The sequence below is a fragment of the Sinobaca sp. H24 genome (genome assembly GCF_023845525.1).
Genome location: NZ_JALBWT010000001.1, coordinates 244507 through 262195 on the forward strand (window position 1 = coordinate 244507; position 17689 = coordinate 262195).

The window sequence follows — 17689 nt, forward strand, 5'->3', positions numbered from 1 at the left end:
GTTGTAGACAAACTATATCTTTTTTGAAGCAGCGTGTCAAGGCATGTCTGCTTCATATTTATGTAAAAAGGCGTAAATATAGCATATATTGAATAAAATAATTTTTTTCGTCCATATTTAGTGTTAAGTATCCCGATATAATTACTTAGTATTGAGCAGAACAAAAGCAGCAGGAAGGACCTGCTGCTTTTGTAATATTCGTATTATTGTTTGACGGATCCATGAGGGTCAATAACAAATTTTTTCGCTACACCACTGTCGAAATCCTGATAGCCGTGAGGGGCCTCATCCAGATTAATCAGCGTTGCATTAACAGCTTTTGCAATTTCCGCCTTACCGGACATAATCGCCTTCATTAAATCACGGTTATACTGCATAGCCGGTGTCTGACCAGTTACAAACGTATGGGCTTTGGCCCAGCCAAGACCAAACCTTACTTTAAGAGAACCTACTTTTGAATCCTCATCTGAAGCACCTGGATCTTCCGTTACGTATAAACCGGGAATTCCAAGCTTCCCTCCAACACGTGTTACATCCATGATAGTATTCAACACAATGGCCGGCTGCTCTCCTCCGCCTTCTCCATGTCCGGATGCTTCAAATCCTACGGCATCGACCGCGCAGTCGACTACAGGCTCTCCAAGAAGCTGATCAATCTGCTCTCCCAGATTATCATGCTGTCTCAAGTTCACTGTTTCGCATCCAAAGCTTCTTGCCTGCTTAAGCCGATCTTCGTTCAGATCGCCGACAATAACGGTAGAGGCTCCCAGAAGCTGTGCAGAGTGGGCAGCTGCAAGTCCTACCGGTCCTGCGCCTGCAATATATACAGTGGACCCGGTTCGTACTCCGGCTGAATATACGCCATGATAGCCGGTTGGGAAAATATCCGACAGCATCGTAAGGTCCATTATTTTCTCCATTGCCAGATCTTTATCCGGAAACTTCAGCAGCTGAAAATCAGCATAAGGAACCATAACATATTCCGATTGGCCGCCGACCCAGCCGCCCATATCTACGTATCCATAGGCACCGCCCGGTCGTTCCGGATTTACATTCAGGCAGACGTGCGTATTCTGTTCTTTACACATCTGGCACCTTCCGCATGCAATATTGAAAGGCACAGAGCAGAGATCGCCTTTTTTAATAAACTCCACGTCTCTGCCTACTTCAATAACTTCGCCCGTTATTTCATGGCCGAGCGCGAGCCCTTCCGGTGCCGTAGTACGTCCTCTTACCATATGCTGATCGCTTCCGCATATATTGGTTGTTACAACTTTCAGGATAACTCCATGCTCACACTTTCTCCCTACGTTAGATTTAGGAACGCCGGGACCCTCTTTTAAAATAAGTTCAGGGTAGCCAATATCCTCAATTTCTACTTTTCCTTTTCCACGATAGACAACTGCTTTGTTCATATGAATCCGTCCCTTCTTTTTGCTTTATGCTTTCCAGGAGTTTCTTTTCACATGTAGTAGGTTTAAAACCACGACGTTGATGACGGGATATATAGAAAAATGAAGATGAAGCTGAAAATGTTCTGGAAGCATCACCCCTCTCAATATTCAGTAAAACGTAATCATTCTTTTTTAATATATTAAAAATTCAGACTATTTACACGAGTCAAAAATAAAGCGCTATCACTATTGTAATGGATTTTCCTTTTTTTAGCGACCTTTTGTTCAGGGCTTTTTTATTTTTACCCATATAAAATAAGTATTGGCAATGTTTCAAGAAGAATAGACTTTTGAAAGGATGTTTGTTATTTTAATTAAGGCCCTTTGTAACTTGAAAAATTATACATTCTATACAAATATAACTTTTCAGTATCTTAGTATATTAAAAAACAAAATAAAAAAGCTCTTTGTACCAAACGGTACAAAGAGCTTTAAGATAATAGTATTAGTGCAGGGTCATATTCGTTTCGCCAAAAAGATTAGAATAAGGCCAACGATTAAACCACCGATACCTACTCCCAAAATGCCTGTTCCTGCTCCGAAAAGAGAAGTAATAAGATTGATTACACCTGCTATTGCTAAAACATAACCTATAATGAGTACGATTTTACTTAACATATTATACCCTCCTTTATATGTTGATACTATAATATACCCTTCATTTATATATTTAATCTACTTATTTATGGAATGAGCAGAAGAAAGCAGATTTTTTATGCTTTTTGGAGAAATTACGTTACTATAAATATAAAGTGGACAAATGTCCCATAAGGAGAGACGACTAATGAAAAACATCAACGAAGCATATAGACCGGGAGATGAAAGCATTCTTGTCTGTGTTTTTTTTTCCACCGGATGCTGAACGCCTAATACGCAGAGGATCAACAATTGCCAAATCCTTTAATGCTCCTCTTCATGTTATTACTGTAGAAAATTCCAGAGAAGATGAAGACTACCTGGAAAACCAGCAGAATCATGAAGAATGGCAGCGATTGTCTGATGAGTACAATGCTGATTTCACTATTGAACCGGCGAATGGCAGAAAAGTAGCAGAAGTCATTGTAGACGTAGCCAAAGAACGGGAAATCACCCAGATTGTTATCGGTAAAAGCGCCCGCAGCAAATGGCAGGAGCTTACAAAAGGAGCTATTGCTACAGAAATCCTGAAGCGCATTGATTTTGTTGATGTTCATATTGTGTCTGTACAGCGTGAGCTTCCGCCTTCTTTCGGCGACTATCAGAAAGGCGTACGCGCCTACCTTACAAAGGATAATGAAACGTATACTCTTCATTTAGGAAACTGCCCGGAAGGCTGCATCGAAGGCATATTCTTTAAAGATATGCACACCGATTTCGAGAGCGGTTTGTTCAAAACCTTCCATGGCAAGGAAATTGTTATCGGACGTGTCATCAATGGAACGGTCCGCGAGAAAATTTTCCCGAAAGAGTAACACAAAGAAAGGAGAACTTTCTTATGGTCCGGCTATTATTTGGTTTTATTCTTACTGCAGCTGGTGCAGCTCATTTCAAACGTCCCGGCTTCTTTTCGAAAATGATTCCTTTTCTCGGCCGCGGCACGAATGGCGGCCGTCTACCTTTCCGGCGTCGCCGAGGCGTTTCTGGGTATAATGTTATTCATTAATAAAGGCACCGCCTGGACCGGTAAAGCAGTATCCATATTAATGGTTCTCGTATTTCCCGCTAACCTGTATATGGCCGCAGTAAATATGCCCTGAAAAAGGATGGAAAGCCGAAACCGCTTCTTTTATGGCTTCGGGTGCTTCTGCAATGGCCGCTTATTACGTCGGCATGGAAGCTCTCTTCCGATAGAAAATAAATCTCCCATAATAGATAAAAAGCCTGCCTCCCCATTCAATTAGGAGCAGGCTTTTCTTAATTAAACAAGATAAGGTTAATCCCGGCGAGGGCAATTAAAATGCCCGCCCCCAGCTTAATTTTTTCCGAGGAAAGATGGCTGAAATAGTGCATTCCTAAATTGGAGCCGGCAATAACACTTACAGCACCTGCGAGGAAGTACCATATAAAGGTGCCGCCTAAATCACCGTTGAATAAATGAATCGTGACCGTCAGCAGACTCGTTATAACAAACGTTGCCTGAAGCGTAGCCGTGTAGGCATATTTATCTTTTAACAGGAGCAGGAAATAAAACACGAAAAAAGGTCCTCCAACTGCAAATACACCCCTACAATCCCTCCGAAAAAACCGAGAGTAAGAGGAAGCCATTTCTTCTCTGCCAGTGCAGGGTCCTTCGTTTCCTTTTTCATAAAAATATAGATAACCATCAAAATCAGGACAGCACCGAGAATCCGCTTCATTATTTCTTCTTCGCCAAATGTATCCAAAATAAAAAAAGCTCCGATTCTGCCTGCTACCGCCGCGCTAAGTATGTAAATCAGGCTCTTGTAATCAATATGCTTTCTAAATTTCAGCATAATGGTCACCGAGGTGACAAGAGCCAGTGCAATCACCAGAAGGGAACTTTCTTTTACAGTGAATATAAAAGGCAGCAGCGCCATGGCGAACAGACCGAATCCAAACCCGCTGATTCCCTGTATCACGCTTCCTGCAAACAAAATAGCCATAATAAGCAGTATTTCTATCATCTTGTCGTCTCTCCTCTTCACCCGCTTCATCAATAGTTCTTCCGCTCGTTATATTACACCTTTTTCTTCTTTTTTTCGAGTGTCAAAACAGCTCTATAGAGGTTCTCCACGCAAAAAAAAGCAGTGCCTGTATCAGGCTGCTGCTTTTTTTGGTTTATTTTATGCGTCCGGCTGAATCTGTTTTACACCTGAAGCAATTTGTACGGTACGCTTTGCCTGATGTTTTACAGCTTCTTCAATATTTTCTACAATATTTCCATCCTGTCCTACCGTTGCACTCGTTCCGTAAGGGTTGCCGCCGGTTGTAAACGTAATTGGATCAGAATAACCCGGCGATGCAATGATTGCACCCCAGTGCATCATGGAAGTATAAAGAGCAAGAATGGTGGCTTCCTGTCCGCCGTGCGGGTTGCTCGCTGAGCTCATACCGCTTACTACTTTATTAACAAGTTTACCCTGAGCCCAAAGGCCGCCGGTCGTATCAATATACTGTTTCAGCTGGGCCGGAAGGTTACCAAAACGGGTTGGCATGCTGAAGATAATGCCGTCTGCCCACTCCAGATCTTCTGTAGAAGCTGTCTGAATATCTTTTGTTGCTTCGTAATGCTCTCTCCAGGCCGGGTTGGAATCAAGTGCTGCTGCCGGTGCTGTTTCTTCTACTCTTAGAAGCTTTACTTCGGCTCCTGCTGCTTCTGCTCCTTCAACTGCCCATTTAGCCATTTTATGGTTAGTACCAGTTGAACTATAATAAATTACTGCAATTTTTGTGTCTGCCATTGTATCATCGCTTCCTTTCGATTTAAAAATATCAAATAGACCCATGTTTTATTCTCCACCTTACCTGAATTTACACTATAGCTGTGATCAGCAGATAATGCAGTTTTTATTGAAGAAAAACTCACCTCCTATAAGAATGAATTGTTTCTATTTATGAAGGGACAGTCCCACTCTTTTTAAGAGGGTGATAAACTGTTCTTTTTCTTCCGGGTTCAATACGCTGAATATTTCTGTGATTTTTTCTTCGTGGGCCGGAAAAATTCTTTCTATCTGCTGGTAGCCTTTATCCGTTATTTCGGCGTACACAATCCGTCGGTCTTTCGGGCATCGCACTCTTTGAAGCAGTTCTTTTTTCTCCAGCTTATCAATAACGTAGGTCATGCTTCCGCTTGTGAGCAGAATACGCTTTCCAATATGCTGGATGGGCTGTTTTCCTTTATGGAAAAGAAGTTCAAGCACACCAAATTCTGTCGGTGTTAATCCGTGGGACTGAATGTCTTTTCTTACTTCTTCTTCCACTGCATGCTGTGCTCTGGCCAAAACAATTAAAGACTTCAGCGCAGCAGAAGTATCTGTCTGTTTTTCTGTCATAAGGATCATATCCTTTTGTTTATATCTCTAATTCAATTATCTTGAATTAAAGATAATTTATCATATATTGAACTTCTATGCAACTTTTTCCTTTCTAATAAACCGTGCATTTCTTTTTTTATTTCGTTACACTAGAGGAAAAGCCTGGCTGGAGTGGGATGAAATGGGACTTCTTTTTTCTATATTATTGCAGATTATTCTGCCTGTATTCATTTTATTGTTTGCAGGAGCAATGCTTCATCGCATTTTTCAATTTCAGCTGAGTACACTTTCCAAGCTGCTCACTTATTTATTTCTGCCGACCATCATTTTTACAAACATTTATGAAAATGAGATGGAAGGCGGGCTGCTTTTAGAGATAGGCGGCTTTTTATTTTTGCAGTTTCTCGTTCTTGCTGTTTTGACTGCATTATTTGCAAAAAGTACAGGGATGGACCCGAAACTTGCCGCAACGTTCAAAAACAGCGTGGTACTTAATAACTCCGGAAATTTTGGTATTCCGGTAAGCCAGCTCGTCTTTCAGGCTAATCCTATTGGTTCGTCTATCCAGATTATTGTGATGATGTTTCAAAATATTCTTACCTATACATATGGTATGATGAATTCCGCTTCGACCAATGGCCCGGGCTCAGGAATGATTAAAGAGCTCTTCAAGACCCCGATTATCTATGCTTTGTTTCTCGGATTTATTTTTTATGGCTTTTCCATTCCAATTCCCGATTTTTTGTGGATTCCTCTCCAAAATCTCGCAGATGGATTTCTTGCCGTTGCTTTAATTACATTGGGGGCTCAGGTTGCCTATCCGGCGCTGAAGCATTTCTCTTTTCTATTTTTCACTGCTATTTTTGGACGTCTTATTTTTGCTCCTATTGTCGCTTTTTGTATTATTACCGTTCTTGGTATGGAAGGAACGGTTGCCCAGGCACTATTTATTGCAAGCTCCTTTCCTATGTCACGTAACAGCGCGTTGTTTGCGCTCGAGTACGATAACTATCCGGATTATGCAGCGCAGGGAGTCCTTGTTTCAACGATGCTGAGCAGCGTAACGGTAACGATCGTTGTCTATCTTTCTGAACTTCTTTTTTAAACAGCATAAAAATCCTAGGCAGGCTCAGGTTTTAAAAAATACAATCAGAGCTTTTTATACAAAAAACCTTTACAGGGGACGCTTTCCGAAGGCCATGCCTCGGCTGAAGAGGAAAATACTCTCTTCATCTTCAACTATGGCTGTTCTGTAGGAGTCGCCCTGTTTATTTTTCTTTTTACCAACATTATAAAAAATTCGAGTCCTTTTATAGATATAAGAAACAACCGCTTTTTCGATAAACTAAAAGCCTCCGGAAACTCCGGAGGCTTTTAAATATCATGTGTCTATCTTCTTTTTATTCTGTAGTCATTTCCAATTCTTCTACCCGCTTTTCTACATAACGCTGGTCTTTTTGAGCATGGAATGTTTCCGCTTTTTCCACAACCGCACCGATGTTGTATTCCGGAATCTGCGCATATTGTTCGTATGCCCGTTTATCAAGCAGTACGTTACCTTCCGGCCAGTACACAGCAATATTGCTTTTGGCGATGTCTTCAAACTTCGCCGTACCCTGATAAGTACCGAATTTATTGTAGGTGACGACGGCTTCGCCTTCTTTAATATTCAACACAGCGGCATCTTCCTCGTTCATGATAATCGCGTACCGGTCCGCCCCATTAAACGCATCCTTGCTGCTGTAAATCATTGAATTAAACTGCTTTCCCGTCTTGATGTAACATAGAAATTGCCTTCTGTCCGACGATTTTCCGGTATATCGATCGCAAACAGCGTTCCTTTTCCATCCGGCGTCGGGCACACACCGCCTTCGCAGAGCCATGCTCCGCCCCACTGAAATACATCTCCCTGCTCTTTCAAATGCTGGATGCCGTCATAGTTTGGATTGGCTTTCGCAATCTCGGCACGTATTTCATGTGCTTCCTGAAAGTTCATCTTTTCGACAGCGTCCGGACGGATCCGTGCGGCAAGGTCTACATATATTTCCCATTCTGAACGAGCCTCTTCAATACGCGGCCCTTCAATTTCCGGACTGAAGTACACCATTCTCTCCGTGCTTGTGGACGTGCCTCCACCTGGCTGCTCATACCTCGTCATGGCAGGCAGAACGATTACTTCCTCCTGTGCGTCAACTAAAGTAGCGTATTAAAAATAATGTCCTGATGCACCCGCAGCTCTACGCTGCTCAGAATATTTTCAATTGCATCCGGATCCGGCATGGTTTCCAGAAAGTTTCCACCGCTCGTAAAAAACAGCTTCAGCTTTCGCTCATGATCATCCGGCAGCATCGCATTCTCAAGCGACTGGCCGATCGTATCTCCCTGCCATTTCGGAATATCGAATCCCCACAGTTCTTCCAATCTGGCTGCGTTGCTTTCTGTGAAGTCCCCTCCTGGAAGTACAAATGGATCTGCCCCCATTTCACCGGAACCCTGCACTCGCTGTGACCGCGGGATCGGCATCACTCCACAGTTTTCTCGTCCAATAAAGCCCCGCAGCATAGCGAGATTGGCTACCTGGGAAATATTATCTGTTGCAAAGCGGTGCTGGGTCAGACCCATGCTCCATATAAAAATACCCGATTTGGAATGAGCAAGAAGTTCTGCGAATTCAGCAATTCGTTCCTGGGAGAGCCCAGAAGAAACCTCCAGCTCTTCCCAGCTCTGCGTCTGCATATGAGACTTTAGTTCAGCAAATCCTTTCGCATGCTCATTCACGTAGTCATGATCAATAGCGGAACCGGGCTGCTTGTCTTCCATTGCAAACCAGTGCTTCATCACTCCGTTCATAAAGGCAATATCCCCTCCGATATTCACCTGGTACACATCATCTACAATCTGTGTGCCAAATACAGCACTTTCTGGAATAGACGGAATCCAGTACTTTTCCATCGCCGGCTCTCTGTAGGGGTTGATCATAATAATTTTCGTGCCTGCTTTTTTGGCAGCGTACATATATTTCGTCGAAACCGGCTGATTGTTTGCGGCTACGCTTCCCCAGAAACGAGAACGTCTGAACCGATCCAGTCTTTGTAGTTACAGCTGGATGCGCCAATACCAAGCGATCGCTTCAGCGCCGTTTTACTTGGGGAATGGCAGATGCGCGATGCGTTATCTATATTATTTGTACCGATAAATCGGGCCATTTTTGCGGCCGTATAATATACTTCATTGGTTATACCGCGGGCCGTTAAGTAAAAAGCCATCTGCTTGGGGTCTATTTCCTTTGCTTTGTCTGCAATGCGGTCCAGCGCTGTATCCCAGCTGATCCGTGTAAATTTTTTCTCTCCCTTTTTACGGGAAAGCGGAAAGGGGATCCGGCCCAGCTTTCGAAGCTGGGTGCTGTCGAGTTCCCGCATTTGATCTACATCTTCAAGAATATCTGTTTTCATGGCCGGAGCTGTATTCAGACGGAGCACGTTCAATCTTGTCGTACAAAGATGAGGTCCGGAAAGCGTTTGATCATAAAGACCCGATACACCAAGTGCGCAGCCATCACAGACCCCCTTCGTCAGAATGCGGTAGGCATATGCAGCATTATCTTTATTATCCCAGGCTACTTTCATCGTGTCGCGGATATGGTGTGGCTTTACCTTGCCGAGTCCCATTGGCGTTAATCCCGCCCAAAGACTTGGCGTAACTTTCTTATCCAGCTTTACTGGTCCTGTATGTTTCGTTTTTCCCATTTCTTCCACCTCTTTATATGTAATAAATGCATGCCGGGAGAGCGCTTTCCTTTTATCATATACGCTGCTCTTCCATTAAAACAAAAAACCACCGTACCTCTCCCTAAGGAAGAGATATACGGTGGTTGAGTCTTTAACAGGAACGCTGCCAAGTGCCTAACCTGAGTTAGATTATGCTTTTAAAAACTTCTCTTCGATATTCTCATTAAATACGAAAATTGACATACCGAAGTCTCTTTCAATATCAATATCGACGAAAAGCTCTACAAATTTACACTGCAGAAATTCTTCCATTTCAACGGAGGCGTTTTCCGGTATATGTCCTTTACCATTTCGGTTCTGGCTTCCCGGAGCATATGCTTGCCTTCGTCTGAGCTTGAAATGAACTTCTCAATAGGAGAAGATTGCCTTCCATCTCGCATATCGCCCAGTTTTTACAAAACGTAGTCTTGATCATGCTTGGTCCTTTGCCCATATGTTTCTTGCGGAACGAACGGACGAGATTACTAAATTCTGCTTCATATTTATGCATTGCTATGCCAATCCTTTTTTGTTCAGCTACGTAGAATCCTATAAGGATTTAATCCAAATGTCAACTGGCAGCTTTTGCTTTGACGGCATTCTCTTTTTTGAGCTTGTTAATATCGATGCGGATCACAAGGGAAACGATCAGTGCTATGACAAACATTCCTCCGAAAATATATAAAGTCGCGGCATAGCTTGATGTTGTTTCTCTGACCCAGGCTGCCAGGTTTGGACCGACAAGACCAGCTGCGGCCCATGCTGTTAAAATATAGCCGTGAATCGCACCGAGCTGCTTGGTTCCAAATAAATCACCGATATAGGCAGGGATAGAAGCAAATCCTCCCCCGTAACAAGTAATAATTAAAAACAATACGGCCTGAAATAGAATTGCTGCCGTAATACTTGGCAGAGCGAAAAAGGTAACAATTTGAATGGCAAAGAACGCGGTATATACATTCGGACGTCCCATATAATCAGAAATGGTTGCCCAGGCAATCCGCCCTGCTCCATTGAAAAATCCCATGATTCCGACCATCGTTGCTGCTGCCGCTGCCGACAGTCCGGCAATTTCCTGTGCCATCGGAGAAGCTACTGCCAGGATAGCAATACCACAGGTTACGTTGATAAACAGCATAATCCACAGAAACCAGAATCGTCTTGTTTTCACTGCTTCATTCGCCGTGAGCTGGGATAAATCAGTCGTAACCTGACCGGAACCACCCTGCTGGTATTCCGGCATATAATCCGCGGGCGGACGCTCTAAATAAAGAGCAGATAAAATCATGACAATAAAATACACGCTGCCGAGAATATAGAAGGTGCCGGCGATGCTGACATTTTCAATTAAATTTGCCATAATCGGGCTTGCAATCATCGCTGCAAATCCAAAGCCCATAATAGCGAGTCCAGTCGCCAGACCACGTCGATCCGGGAACCATTTCACAAGTGTGGAAACCGGCGTAATGTATCCAACGCCAAGTCCAATTCCTCCAAGAACGCCATATGTAACATAAAGAAGAGCCAGTGATTCAATCGATACAGCAATACCGGAGCCAATCATGCCTGCTCCAAAAAACGATGCAGCCACCAGACCGGATCTACGAGGACCGTGCTTTTCTACGAAGTGTCCCATGAATGCGGCAGATAGCCCAAGGAACAAAATAGCTATACTAAATGTGATCGATACTGCACTTAAATCCCACCCATACTGTTCCATTAAAGGATTTGTGAATACACTCCAGGCATAAACCGATCCTATTGAAATATGTATGCCTACAGCAGCAAGAGCGATGAGCCAGCGGTTTTTTGTTTTTCCCATTTCTTTTCTCCTCTTTCTTCTATTTCATCATATAAAACAGGCCGTGCGGTGCTTCTCTCTGATGGAAACCTGCTTTTAAAACAGAAAAAACGCCGCCAGCTCTCCAAAAGGATACAAGTATCCCTTAAAAAGTCGGACGACGTTTAGTATTAAGCAGGTATACGCTACTTCTCCACCAAAGGTAATCGCTTACAAATGTGCTGCAAATAAAACCGATAACAGGATCGCTGCCTCGGGATTTTATCGCTTCACGTGTATGAACTTCGTATAAATCATATCCTGTTTCCACCGAAAGCACAAGAAAAATTTATGGCCGGCGGAATAGTTGTTTCCTTTTCATGAATGTGTTTTCATTAAGGTACAGCTCTTATGAAAAGAGGTATGCCCATGGCTATCGACCAATCAACAGATAAAATGAGCCTGACGCGGTCTATTGTCCGCTATAATCAGGAAGCTTTCTCTGAAATAGAAGACAGCATTGTCACTGAGTTTCCGCTCACCATATACGTGAATGGCGAAGAATTTGCAACAATGGTCTGCACTCCCACCCATTTTGAGGAAATGGTTATCGGCTTTCTCGCTTCCGAAGGAGTGATCTTGTTTTATAAAGAGATTGCTTCGCTCGACATTGATGAGAGCAAAGGATTTGCCTACGTGCAGCTCGCAAACGGTAAAACGATGCAGCCTGCGCAGTACTCGAAACGGGTGATTGGGTCCTGCTGCGGTAAAAGCCGTCAGTTTTATTTTCAAAGCGATGTAAAAACAACAAAAACAGCGGTATCCGCTGTTACTATGTCCGCTTCGCAGTGTATCCGGCTGATGAAAACGATGCAGGAAGAGAGCACGTTGTTTAAAGGAACCGGCGGGGTGCACAATGCTGCTATCGGTACGCCGGAGGAGCTTATCGTGAGCCGGACGGATATCGGCCGCCATAATGCTCTTGATAAATTATACGGCTACTGCCTGCAGAACCAAATTCCCGTACGTGATAAAGTACTTGTATTCAGTGGACGTTTATCTTCAGAAGTGCTGACCAAAGCCGCTAAAATTGGTGTCGGTGTGGTGCTTTCCAAATCAGCTCCGACCAACCTTGCAATCGAACTGGCGGAAGACTTGAACATTACAGCTGTAGGCTTTATTAGAGGACAGTCTTTTAATATTTATTCACATCCAGAACGGATCCATCCATAAACAAGGAGGTTTTTCCATGAGTTCCTGCAGTATCGATCATACCCCGGAACAGGTAAAAGAAAAGCTGGAGAGCCAGCGCGGTTTTATGCCGGAGGACGTTTCCCAAAAAGCAGATTCTCTGCTTACCGAAGAACTTTCACAGGAACGGCTCAATGAACTGTTTCACCTATTAAAAAAATATGACCTTGCGGCTCCGGAAGAACAATCGGAGCGGAACAAAGCGATTATCAACCTGGCTGTATAATGTTCGCCTTCCATTCACAAAATGGAAGGTTTTTCTTTTCCCGCCGGTCGTTATTTCGATTACACTAGAAAGAAGAACGTAAATTGATCTTGAAGAAGAAAGGTTGCTTTTTTATGAAACGTACATTTTTTGTATTTCTTCCCCTGCTTCCTCTTTTTGCTGCCTGCACTCCTGCAGCTGAAGAAGAAGATACGATAAATATTTATGCGGCCACCAGTCTTCAGGACTCCCTTGAATCTATGGAAGAAGAAATCGAATCAGCTCTTGGGGCCGATGTTACCTTCACTTTTGAAGGATCCGGCATTCTTCAAGGAGAGATCGCGGACGGCGCGGAAGCAGACATTTTTTTCAGCGCATCAAATGTTTCGATGGATGCACTTGAAGACGAGCAGCTGATTGCTCAGGATTCCAGAGAAGTTGTACTTTCAAATGAGCTGGTCATGATTGAAAATGCCGGGGAGCCGGAAAAACTGGAAGGGCTCGATGACTTAACAACAGATGCGGTTGATAAACTGGCCGCCGGCACGCCAACGGATACTGCCGCAGGAATCTATACCCAGGAAATGATGGAATCTCTTGGTGTTTATGATGAAGTCGTCCACAAAATTGTTCAGTCGCGCAACGTGAAAGAGGCTTTGCTCTTTGTCGCAAGCGGCGAAACGGAGACCGGCTTTGTATATGCAACAGATGCCCCCTCCACTGACCAGGTGGACGTCGTGGAGACGGTAGACAGCAGCCTCCACTCTCCGATTGAATATCCTATTGCACTTACCACAGATGGTGCAGAAAATGAAAATGCCCGCGAGGCGCTTGATTACCTCACCGGTCCGGAAGCAGAGGAAGTATTTGATTCCTACGGTTTTCTGCAGCCCGAATAAAAAGCAGCCGTCCCTTTTCGGGCGGCTGCTTTTGGTTTGAAGCGGACGATGTCCATTTACTTTTTCGTATATTTTTCAAAGAAGGCAAGCACACTTTTATACACATTAATCTCATTTTCTTTCTTTGAAAAGCCGTGGCCTTCATCTTCGAGCACGATATATTCTACAGCGGATCCTTTTTCTTTCAATGCTTCTACGATCTGGTCCGATTCTGCTTTCACAACCCTTGGATCATTCGCTCCCTGGATAACGAGCATCGGCTTGGTCATTGAATCCAAATACGTTATCGGCGTATCTTCCGTAAACTTCGCTTTATCCGCTTCCGGATCGCCTACCCATTGTTTCATGACCGGCTTCCAATGCTCCGGTACCGACTCGACAAAACTGAACAGGTTGGATACTCCGAAGATATCCACGACGGCCTGGTAGTAGTCCGCATGCCTTCCGTGCAGCAGCAGTGCCATGTAGCCGCCGTAGCTGCCGCCCATCAGCAGAATCTTGTCTTTGTCTGCATAGCCCTGTTCAATCATATAATCGATGGCTTTGACGTTATCAAGCCTCGGGCCGTATCCCCAGTCGCCTTCCACCATTTTCATGAAAGAAAGACCGTAGCCTGTCGATCCCCGGAAGTTCGGAGCAACAATGCTGTAACCCCGGTTCAAAAGAAGCTGGAACAGCGCCCGGAACATCTTCCGCTCTGATGCCTGAGGACCTCCGTGCGGCCAGTGGATTAAATATCCATTATCCACGTCCGGCTTTGCTTTAAAATAGAGCGCTTCTATTTCCAGACCGTCGTAGGAAGGATAGCGGATGATATCCGGGTCTACGAGACTTTCCTCTGCAATGCCGGGTACTTTAAAAGAAGTCAGGCGATCCCAGTCCTCCGCTTCACGGGCCAGCTTAAAAATATTAAACGGTTCAACGGCACGGCGTCCCATCAGATAGACCGCTCCGCTTTTCCCTACAGTAATCTGCTCTATTACATCCACCGGTATCTTTATCTTATCCAGCGTTTCTTCCTTCAGTGCGTACACGTACAGCCGGTCTTCTACGCCAAGAGAGGCCGACAGATACAGCTTTTCTCTATCTTTATCAAAGTGAAGGCTCGAAAATTCGCCTTCGGGTGCATCCATCAGCTTTGTAAACTGTTCTTTCTCCACATCAAAGTGAGCCAGATAGGTGAAATCCTCTCCGTAGTTAGTGAGCAGGTACACATCCTGTTCGCTTGTAAACACAATATCCGATACCGTATGCTGCTCTTCGCTTTCCGGCGTGAGCTGCACTTCTTTTTCTCCTTTGAGCAGGTAACCCAAAACATATGTATTGGCAAAATGACGAATAAACGCAATGGTCTGCTCCTCCGGACTCCGCGCTGCAAAATAAGTTGCACCACCGCTTCCTTCGATTATCCGCTTTTCGGTATCCTTTTCCATATCATAACAATACGTGTTTAAAAATGTCGCATTGTCCCTTGTTGTTGTATAATACAGGCGCTTTCCATCGTCAGAAAGAGATCCGAAGAAATGTCTCTCTCCTTCTCCGGTACGAAGCGGAACAAGCTGTCCCCCCTCCGGAGGCATAGCATACAGCTGGCTGTTTTCATCCCCGTCTTCATCAAAGCTGACAACGGCGAAATCGGCGTTGTCTGTATAATGAATACCGTGGCAGTTCTGATTAATAAACGTCAGCGGATAGGGAAAGGTATGAGGCAGGTCCATTCCCCAGATGTTAAATGCCCCGTTCATATTAGAGCTGAACATAAGCTGGGTTTCTTCTGCGTTAACAGCAAACTGCTGAATGATTGTCGTCTGGAAAAACTGTTCGGCTTTCGGTTTATGAAACGATATCATATAGCTTCCCCGCCCTTCTTTTCCGTATTTTTTGACTTATCCGCCGCTTACCGGCGGAATAAAAGCAATTGTATCGCCATCAGAAAGCGTGTCTTCATTTTCGGCAAATTCTTCATTTACCGCGGCCATCGCCTGATCCAAAGAAGAAAGCTGGTACTCTTCTTTCAGCCATGTTTTTATTTCCTGAACCGTCATGCCTGCCTTCTGTGTCTCCAGCGCTTCTGTCCCTGCTTCGTCCTGAAGACGGGCAAAAAACAACACTTTAATCATTTGATTTCTCTCCTTTTTCCGGGAAACCTTTTTCATAGGACGTATTCTCCAATTGGTCTCCTATCCATTTCGTCCCATCTTCCCAATATTCTTTCTTCCAGATCGGCACGATTTCTTTAATTCTCTCGATTGCATATTCATTTGCTTCGTAAGCGGCTTTCCGATGAGGCGAAGATACCGCAATTACTACAGCAATATCCGAGATATCAAGCATTCCGGTGCGGTGGGTAATGGCTGTAATGGCCCCCGGCCACCTTTCTTCAATTTCACTGCCGATCTCTTCGAGCTTTTTTACGGCCATTTTTTCGTACGCCTGGTATTCCAGCCGCAGTGTTTTTTTTCCGTGCGTCATTTCCCGGACAGTTCCTATAAAAGTTGTAATAGCTCCGCAGTTACGGTGCTCTACTTTTTTTATAAGCTCTGCCGGATCAAGCGGACGGCTGGAAATGGAAAATAACGTGTCATCTGTCATAAAGCGTCCCTCATTCGATTTATAATAAATTCTATATACTGCGGGCTTTCCTCTATAGAAAACACAGGAATCTCTTTGTCGGCCAGGGTTTCATCCCAGGAAATGAAACAAAGCACCTGTTCACTTTCTTTTAACAGATCCATATCTGTTTTTGTACGGATCATCACGACTTTTGGATAGGATGCTTTCTTGTAGACTTCGACCAGCACAATATCCGGAGCGAATAAATCCTGCGCTTCAATTAAGCGCTCGAGGGACCACCCGGCACTCGGTGATTGGATGTGAAGCATGCCGCCCCCTCTACAAATGCAGCAGAAGCACCTGCTGCCAGGTGCCTTCCGCTGTCTTTGTCTTCGGGACTGTCCGGCGTACCGCCGTGTCCGTGATGTTTAATCGTTCCCGTACTCCAGCCCCTATCTGAAAAAGCATGAATCAGCTTTTCTGTAAGAGTGGTCTTGCCGCTGTTTTGAAACCCGGTTATCTGTAAGACGGGACGATACTGCTCCACGGCCATTCACTTCCCTCTGTATCTTCAAGCAGAAGGGTATCTACTTTCATTCCTTTTTCATAGCCTCTCGTGCCGCCGGGCAGAACAATAAATACATCTGCTCCGGCAATCGATGTGACCGATCCTGATTTATCAAGTCCTGCCGGCTTCACGTATACCTTTCCGTCTTCTACATACGAAGACGCACGTACAAAACGAGTAAAAGGATTTGCTTTTGGAAAATCCATCGCAAGGAAGGCAGACTGTTTTTTCAAATGCGGCCGGCTGCTCTGCATAGCCGTTCTCATTAACGGACGGACAAACAGTTCGAATCCAACGTAGCAGGCAGAAGGATTGCCGGAAAGGCCAAACAATACCTTGCTGCCTGCAGCAGCAACTGTTGTCACACTTCCTGGTCTCATCGCTACTTTATTAAACAGCACTTCCGCCCCAAGTCTTTCAAAAATAGCCGGCATATAATCGTAGTCTCCTACGGACACGCCGCCTGTTGTAATTAAAGCGTCCACGACCTGAAGAGCTTCCGTTGTCGCCTGCAGGCAATCATCAAAATCATCGTTAAATTTTCCGAAATAAACAGCTTCGCCGCCGGCTCTTTCTACCTGTGCGATAGCCATATATGCATTGCTGTTCCGGATTTTCCCCGGCTCAAGCGGCTCTCCTGCTTCAAGCAGTTCACTGCCTGTTGCTATAATACCGATCCGTGGTTTTTTCGCAACAGAAACCTGCGCAAAACCAAATGTTGCCAATAGAGCAGAAATACCAGGATTGATAAAGGTTCCTTTTTCTACAAGCGTCGTGCCTTTTTTGGCGTCTTCTCCCTGAAACGAAATATTATCGTTCGGTTTAATTTCGCGCTTCAGTTCTATAGCGTCAGACCCTAGTTCATTGACTAGTTCGAGCATGACGACGGCATCACAGCCATCAGGAATTTGGGCACCGGTCATGATCCGCACTACTTCCCCTTTTTTCACATGACGTGAAAATACAGACCCTGCTCCGATTTCACCAGCTACGGATAATGTCACCGGATGTTCTCTTCCGGCTCCTGCCGTATCTTCTGATCGAACGGCAAATCCATCGTATGGAGATTTGTTAAAAGGCGGCACATCATGATCAGCCGTTAAGTCTTCCGCTAGAATTCGTCCATGGGCTTCTGCGAGCGGAAGCATTTCCGTTTCGGAGGCCAGCGTCTGTTTCATGACAGACCGTACCGCTTCTTCTACGGGCATCGGTTTTCTTTTTTCTACCATTCAGCATCT

General features: G+C 44.6%; 19 protein-coding genes and 2 pseudogenes. 6 read left to right on the forward strand and 15 right to left on the reverse strand.

Annotated elements, in window-relative coordinates; all coding sequences use genetic code 11:
• Positions 1–203 precede the first annotated feature (203 nt).
• Both fdhA and MMY81_RS01395 read right to left on the reverse strand, forming a co-directional pair.
• A complete protein-coding gene (fdhA, locus tag MMY81_RS01390; RefSeq protein ID WP_252311330.1) occupies positions 204–1415 on the reverse strand; it encodes a formaldehyde dehydrogenase, glutathione-independent in 1212 nt (403 codons plus the stop codon).
• Positions 1416–1910: 495 nt separating this feature from the next.
• Positions 1911–2072, reverse strand: a complete 162-nt coding sequence (locus MMY81_RS01395) for a hypothetical protein (protein WP_170146875.1) — start codon at positions 2070–2072, stop codon at positions 1911–1913.
• 218 nt (positions 2073–2290) lie between these two features.
• Between MMY81_RS01395 and MMY81_RS01400 the strand changes: the two genes are divergently transcribed.
• Positions 2291–2905, forward strand: a complete 615-nt coding sequence (locus MMY81_RS01400; RefSeq protein WP_252311331.1) for a universal stress protein — start codon at positions 2291–2293, stop codon at positions 2903–2905.
• A gap of 23 nt (positions 2906–2928) precedes the next feature.
• Positions 2929–3096, forward strand: coding sequence for a DoxX family protein (locus tag MMY81_RS01405; protein WP_252311332.1), 168 nt, complete (start codon positions 2929–2931; stop codon positions 3094–3096).
• A 251-nt stretch (positions 3097–3347) separates the two neighbouring features.
• On the opposite strand, the gene MMY81_RS01410 is transcribed toward MMY81_RS01405, so the two are convergent.
• The 4 genes from MMY81_RS01410 to MMY81_RS01425 form a co-directional block, all read right to left on the reverse strand.
• Positions 3348–3626, reverse strand: a complete 279-nt coding sequence (locus MMY81_RS01410; protein WP_252311333.1) for a hypothetical protein — start codon at positions 3624–3626, stop codon at positions 3348–3350.
• Positions 3602–4078 carry a sulfite exporter TauE/SafE family protein gene (locus tag MMY81_RS01415; protein WP_252311334.1) on the reverse strand — a complete coding sequence of 159 codons (477 nt, stop codon included), beginning with the start codon at positions 4076–4078 and terminating at the stop codon, positions 3602–3604. Before MMY81_RS01415 ends, MMY81_RS01410 begins: the two co-directional genes overlap by 25 nt.
• A 159-nt stretch (positions 4079–4237) precedes the next feature.
• Positions 4238–4900, reverse strand: a complete 663-nt coding sequence (gene wrbA, locus MMY81_RS01420) for an NAD(P)H:quinone oxidoreductase (protein WP_374561002.1) — start codon at positions 4898–4900, stop codon at positions 4238–4240.
• A 102-nt stretch (positions 4901–5002) separates the two neighbouring features.
• Positions 5003–5446: a MarR family winged helix-turn-helix transcriptional regulator gene (locus tag MMY81_RS01425; protein WP_252311335.1), complete on the reverse strand. Its 444-nt coding sequence runs from the start codon at positions 5444–5446 to the stop codon at positions 5003–5005.
• A 163-nt stretch (positions 5447–5609) separates the two neighbouring features.
• On the opposite strand from MMY81_RS01425, the gene MMY81_RS01430 reads away from it, so the two are divergent.
• Entirely contained in the window at positions 5610–6533 is a 924-nt protein-coding gene (locus MMY81_RS01430; protein ID WP_252311336.1) for an AEC family transporter, read from the forward strand.
• 295 nt (positions 6534–6828) lie between these two features.
• Here MMY81_RS01430 and MMY81_RS01435 read toward each other — a convergent pair.
• The 3 genes and pseudogenes from MMY81_RS01435 to MMY81_RS01445 form a co-directional block, all read right to left on the reverse strand.
• Positions 6829–9174, reverse strand: a pseudogene (locus tag MMY81_RS01435) (FdhF/YdeP family oxidoreductase).
• 171 nt (positions 9175–9345) lie between these two features.
• Positions 9346–9706: pseudogene (locus tag MMY81_RS01440) on the reverse strand (Na-translocating system protein MpsC family protein).
• 60 nt (positions 9707–9766) lie between these two features.
• Positions 9767–11017, reverse strand: coding sequence for an L-lactate MFS transporter (locus MMY81_RS01445; protein ID WP_252311337.1), 1251 nt, complete (start codon positions 11015–11017; stop codon positions 9767–9769).
• Between the two features lie 387 nt (positions 11018–11404).
• Between MMY81_RS01445 and fdhD the strand changes: the two genes are divergently transcribed.
• The 3 genes from fdhD (at position 11405) to modA (ending at position 13330) form a co-directional block, all read left to right on the forward strand.
• A complete protein-coding gene (gene fdhD, locus MMY81_RS01450) occupies positions 11405–12208 on the forward strand; it encodes a formate dehydrogenase accessory sulfurtransferase FdhD (RefSeq protein ID WP_252311338.1) in 804 nt (267 codons plus the stop codon).
• Between the two features lie 16 nt (positions 12209–12224).
• A complete protein-coding gene (locus tag MMY81_RS01455; protein ID WP_252311339.1) occupies positions 12225–12452 on the forward strand; it encodes a group-specific protein in 228 nt (75 codons plus the stop codon).
• 113 nt (positions 12453–12565) lie between these two features.
• Positions 12566–13330, forward strand: a complete 765-nt coding sequence (gene modA, locus MMY81_RS01460) for a molybdate ABC transporter substrate-binding protein (protein WP_252311340.1) — start codon at positions 12566–12568, stop codon at positions 13328–13330.
• Positions 13331–13386: 56 nt separating this feature from the next.
• On the opposite strand, the gene MMY81_RS01465 is transcribed toward modA, so the two are convergent.
• The 6 genes from MMY81_RS01465 to MMY81_RS01490 are packed head-to-tail and all read right to left on the reverse strand — an operon-like array spanning position 13387 to position 17680.
• The gene (locus tag MMY81_RS01465; protein WP_252311341.1) at positions 13387–15180 is read right to left on the reverse strand and encodes a S9 family peptidase; all 1794 of its coding nucleotides are present in this window, start codon (positions 15178–15180) and stop codon (positions 13387–13389) included.
• Positions 15181–15216: 36 nt separating this feature from the next.
• Positions 15217–15450 (reverse strand): molybdopterin converting factor subunit 1, encoded by a 234-nt coding sequence (gene moaD, locus MMY81_RS01470; protein WP_252311342.1) that lies wholly within the window; start codon positions 15448–15450, stop codon positions 15217–15219.
• Positions 15443–15922, reverse strand: a complete 480-nt coding sequence (locus MMY81_RS01475; RefSeq protein WP_252311343.1) for a molybdenum cofactor biosynthesis protein MoaE — start codon at positions 15920–15922, stop codon at positions 15443–15445. Before MMY81_RS01475 ends, moaD begins: the two co-directional genes overlap by 8 nt.
• A complete protein-coding gene (locus MMY81_RS01480) occupies positions 15919–16212 on the reverse strand; it encodes a molybdopterin-guanine dinucleotide biosynthesis protein B (protein WP_252311344.1) in 294 nt (97 codons plus the stop codon). Before MMY81_RS01480 ends, MMY81_RS01475 begins: the two co-directional genes overlap by 4 nt.
• Positions 16164–16436, reverse strand: coding sequence for a molybdopterin-guanine dinucleotide biosynthesis protein B (locus tag MMY81_RS01485; protein WP_252311345.1), 273 nt, complete (start codon positions 16434–16436; stop codon positions 16164–16166). Before MMY81_RS01485 ends, MMY81_RS01480 begins: the two co-directional genes overlap by 49 nt.
• On the reverse strand, positions 16400–17680 hold the full coding sequence (locus MMY81_RS01490; protein ID WP_252311346.1) for a molybdopterin molybdotransferase MoeA: 1281 nt from the start codon (positions 17678–17680) through the stop codon (positions 16400–16402). Before MMY81_RS01490 ends, MMY81_RS01485 begins: the two co-directional genes overlap by 37 nt.
• Positions 17681–17689: the final 9 nt, after the last annotated feature.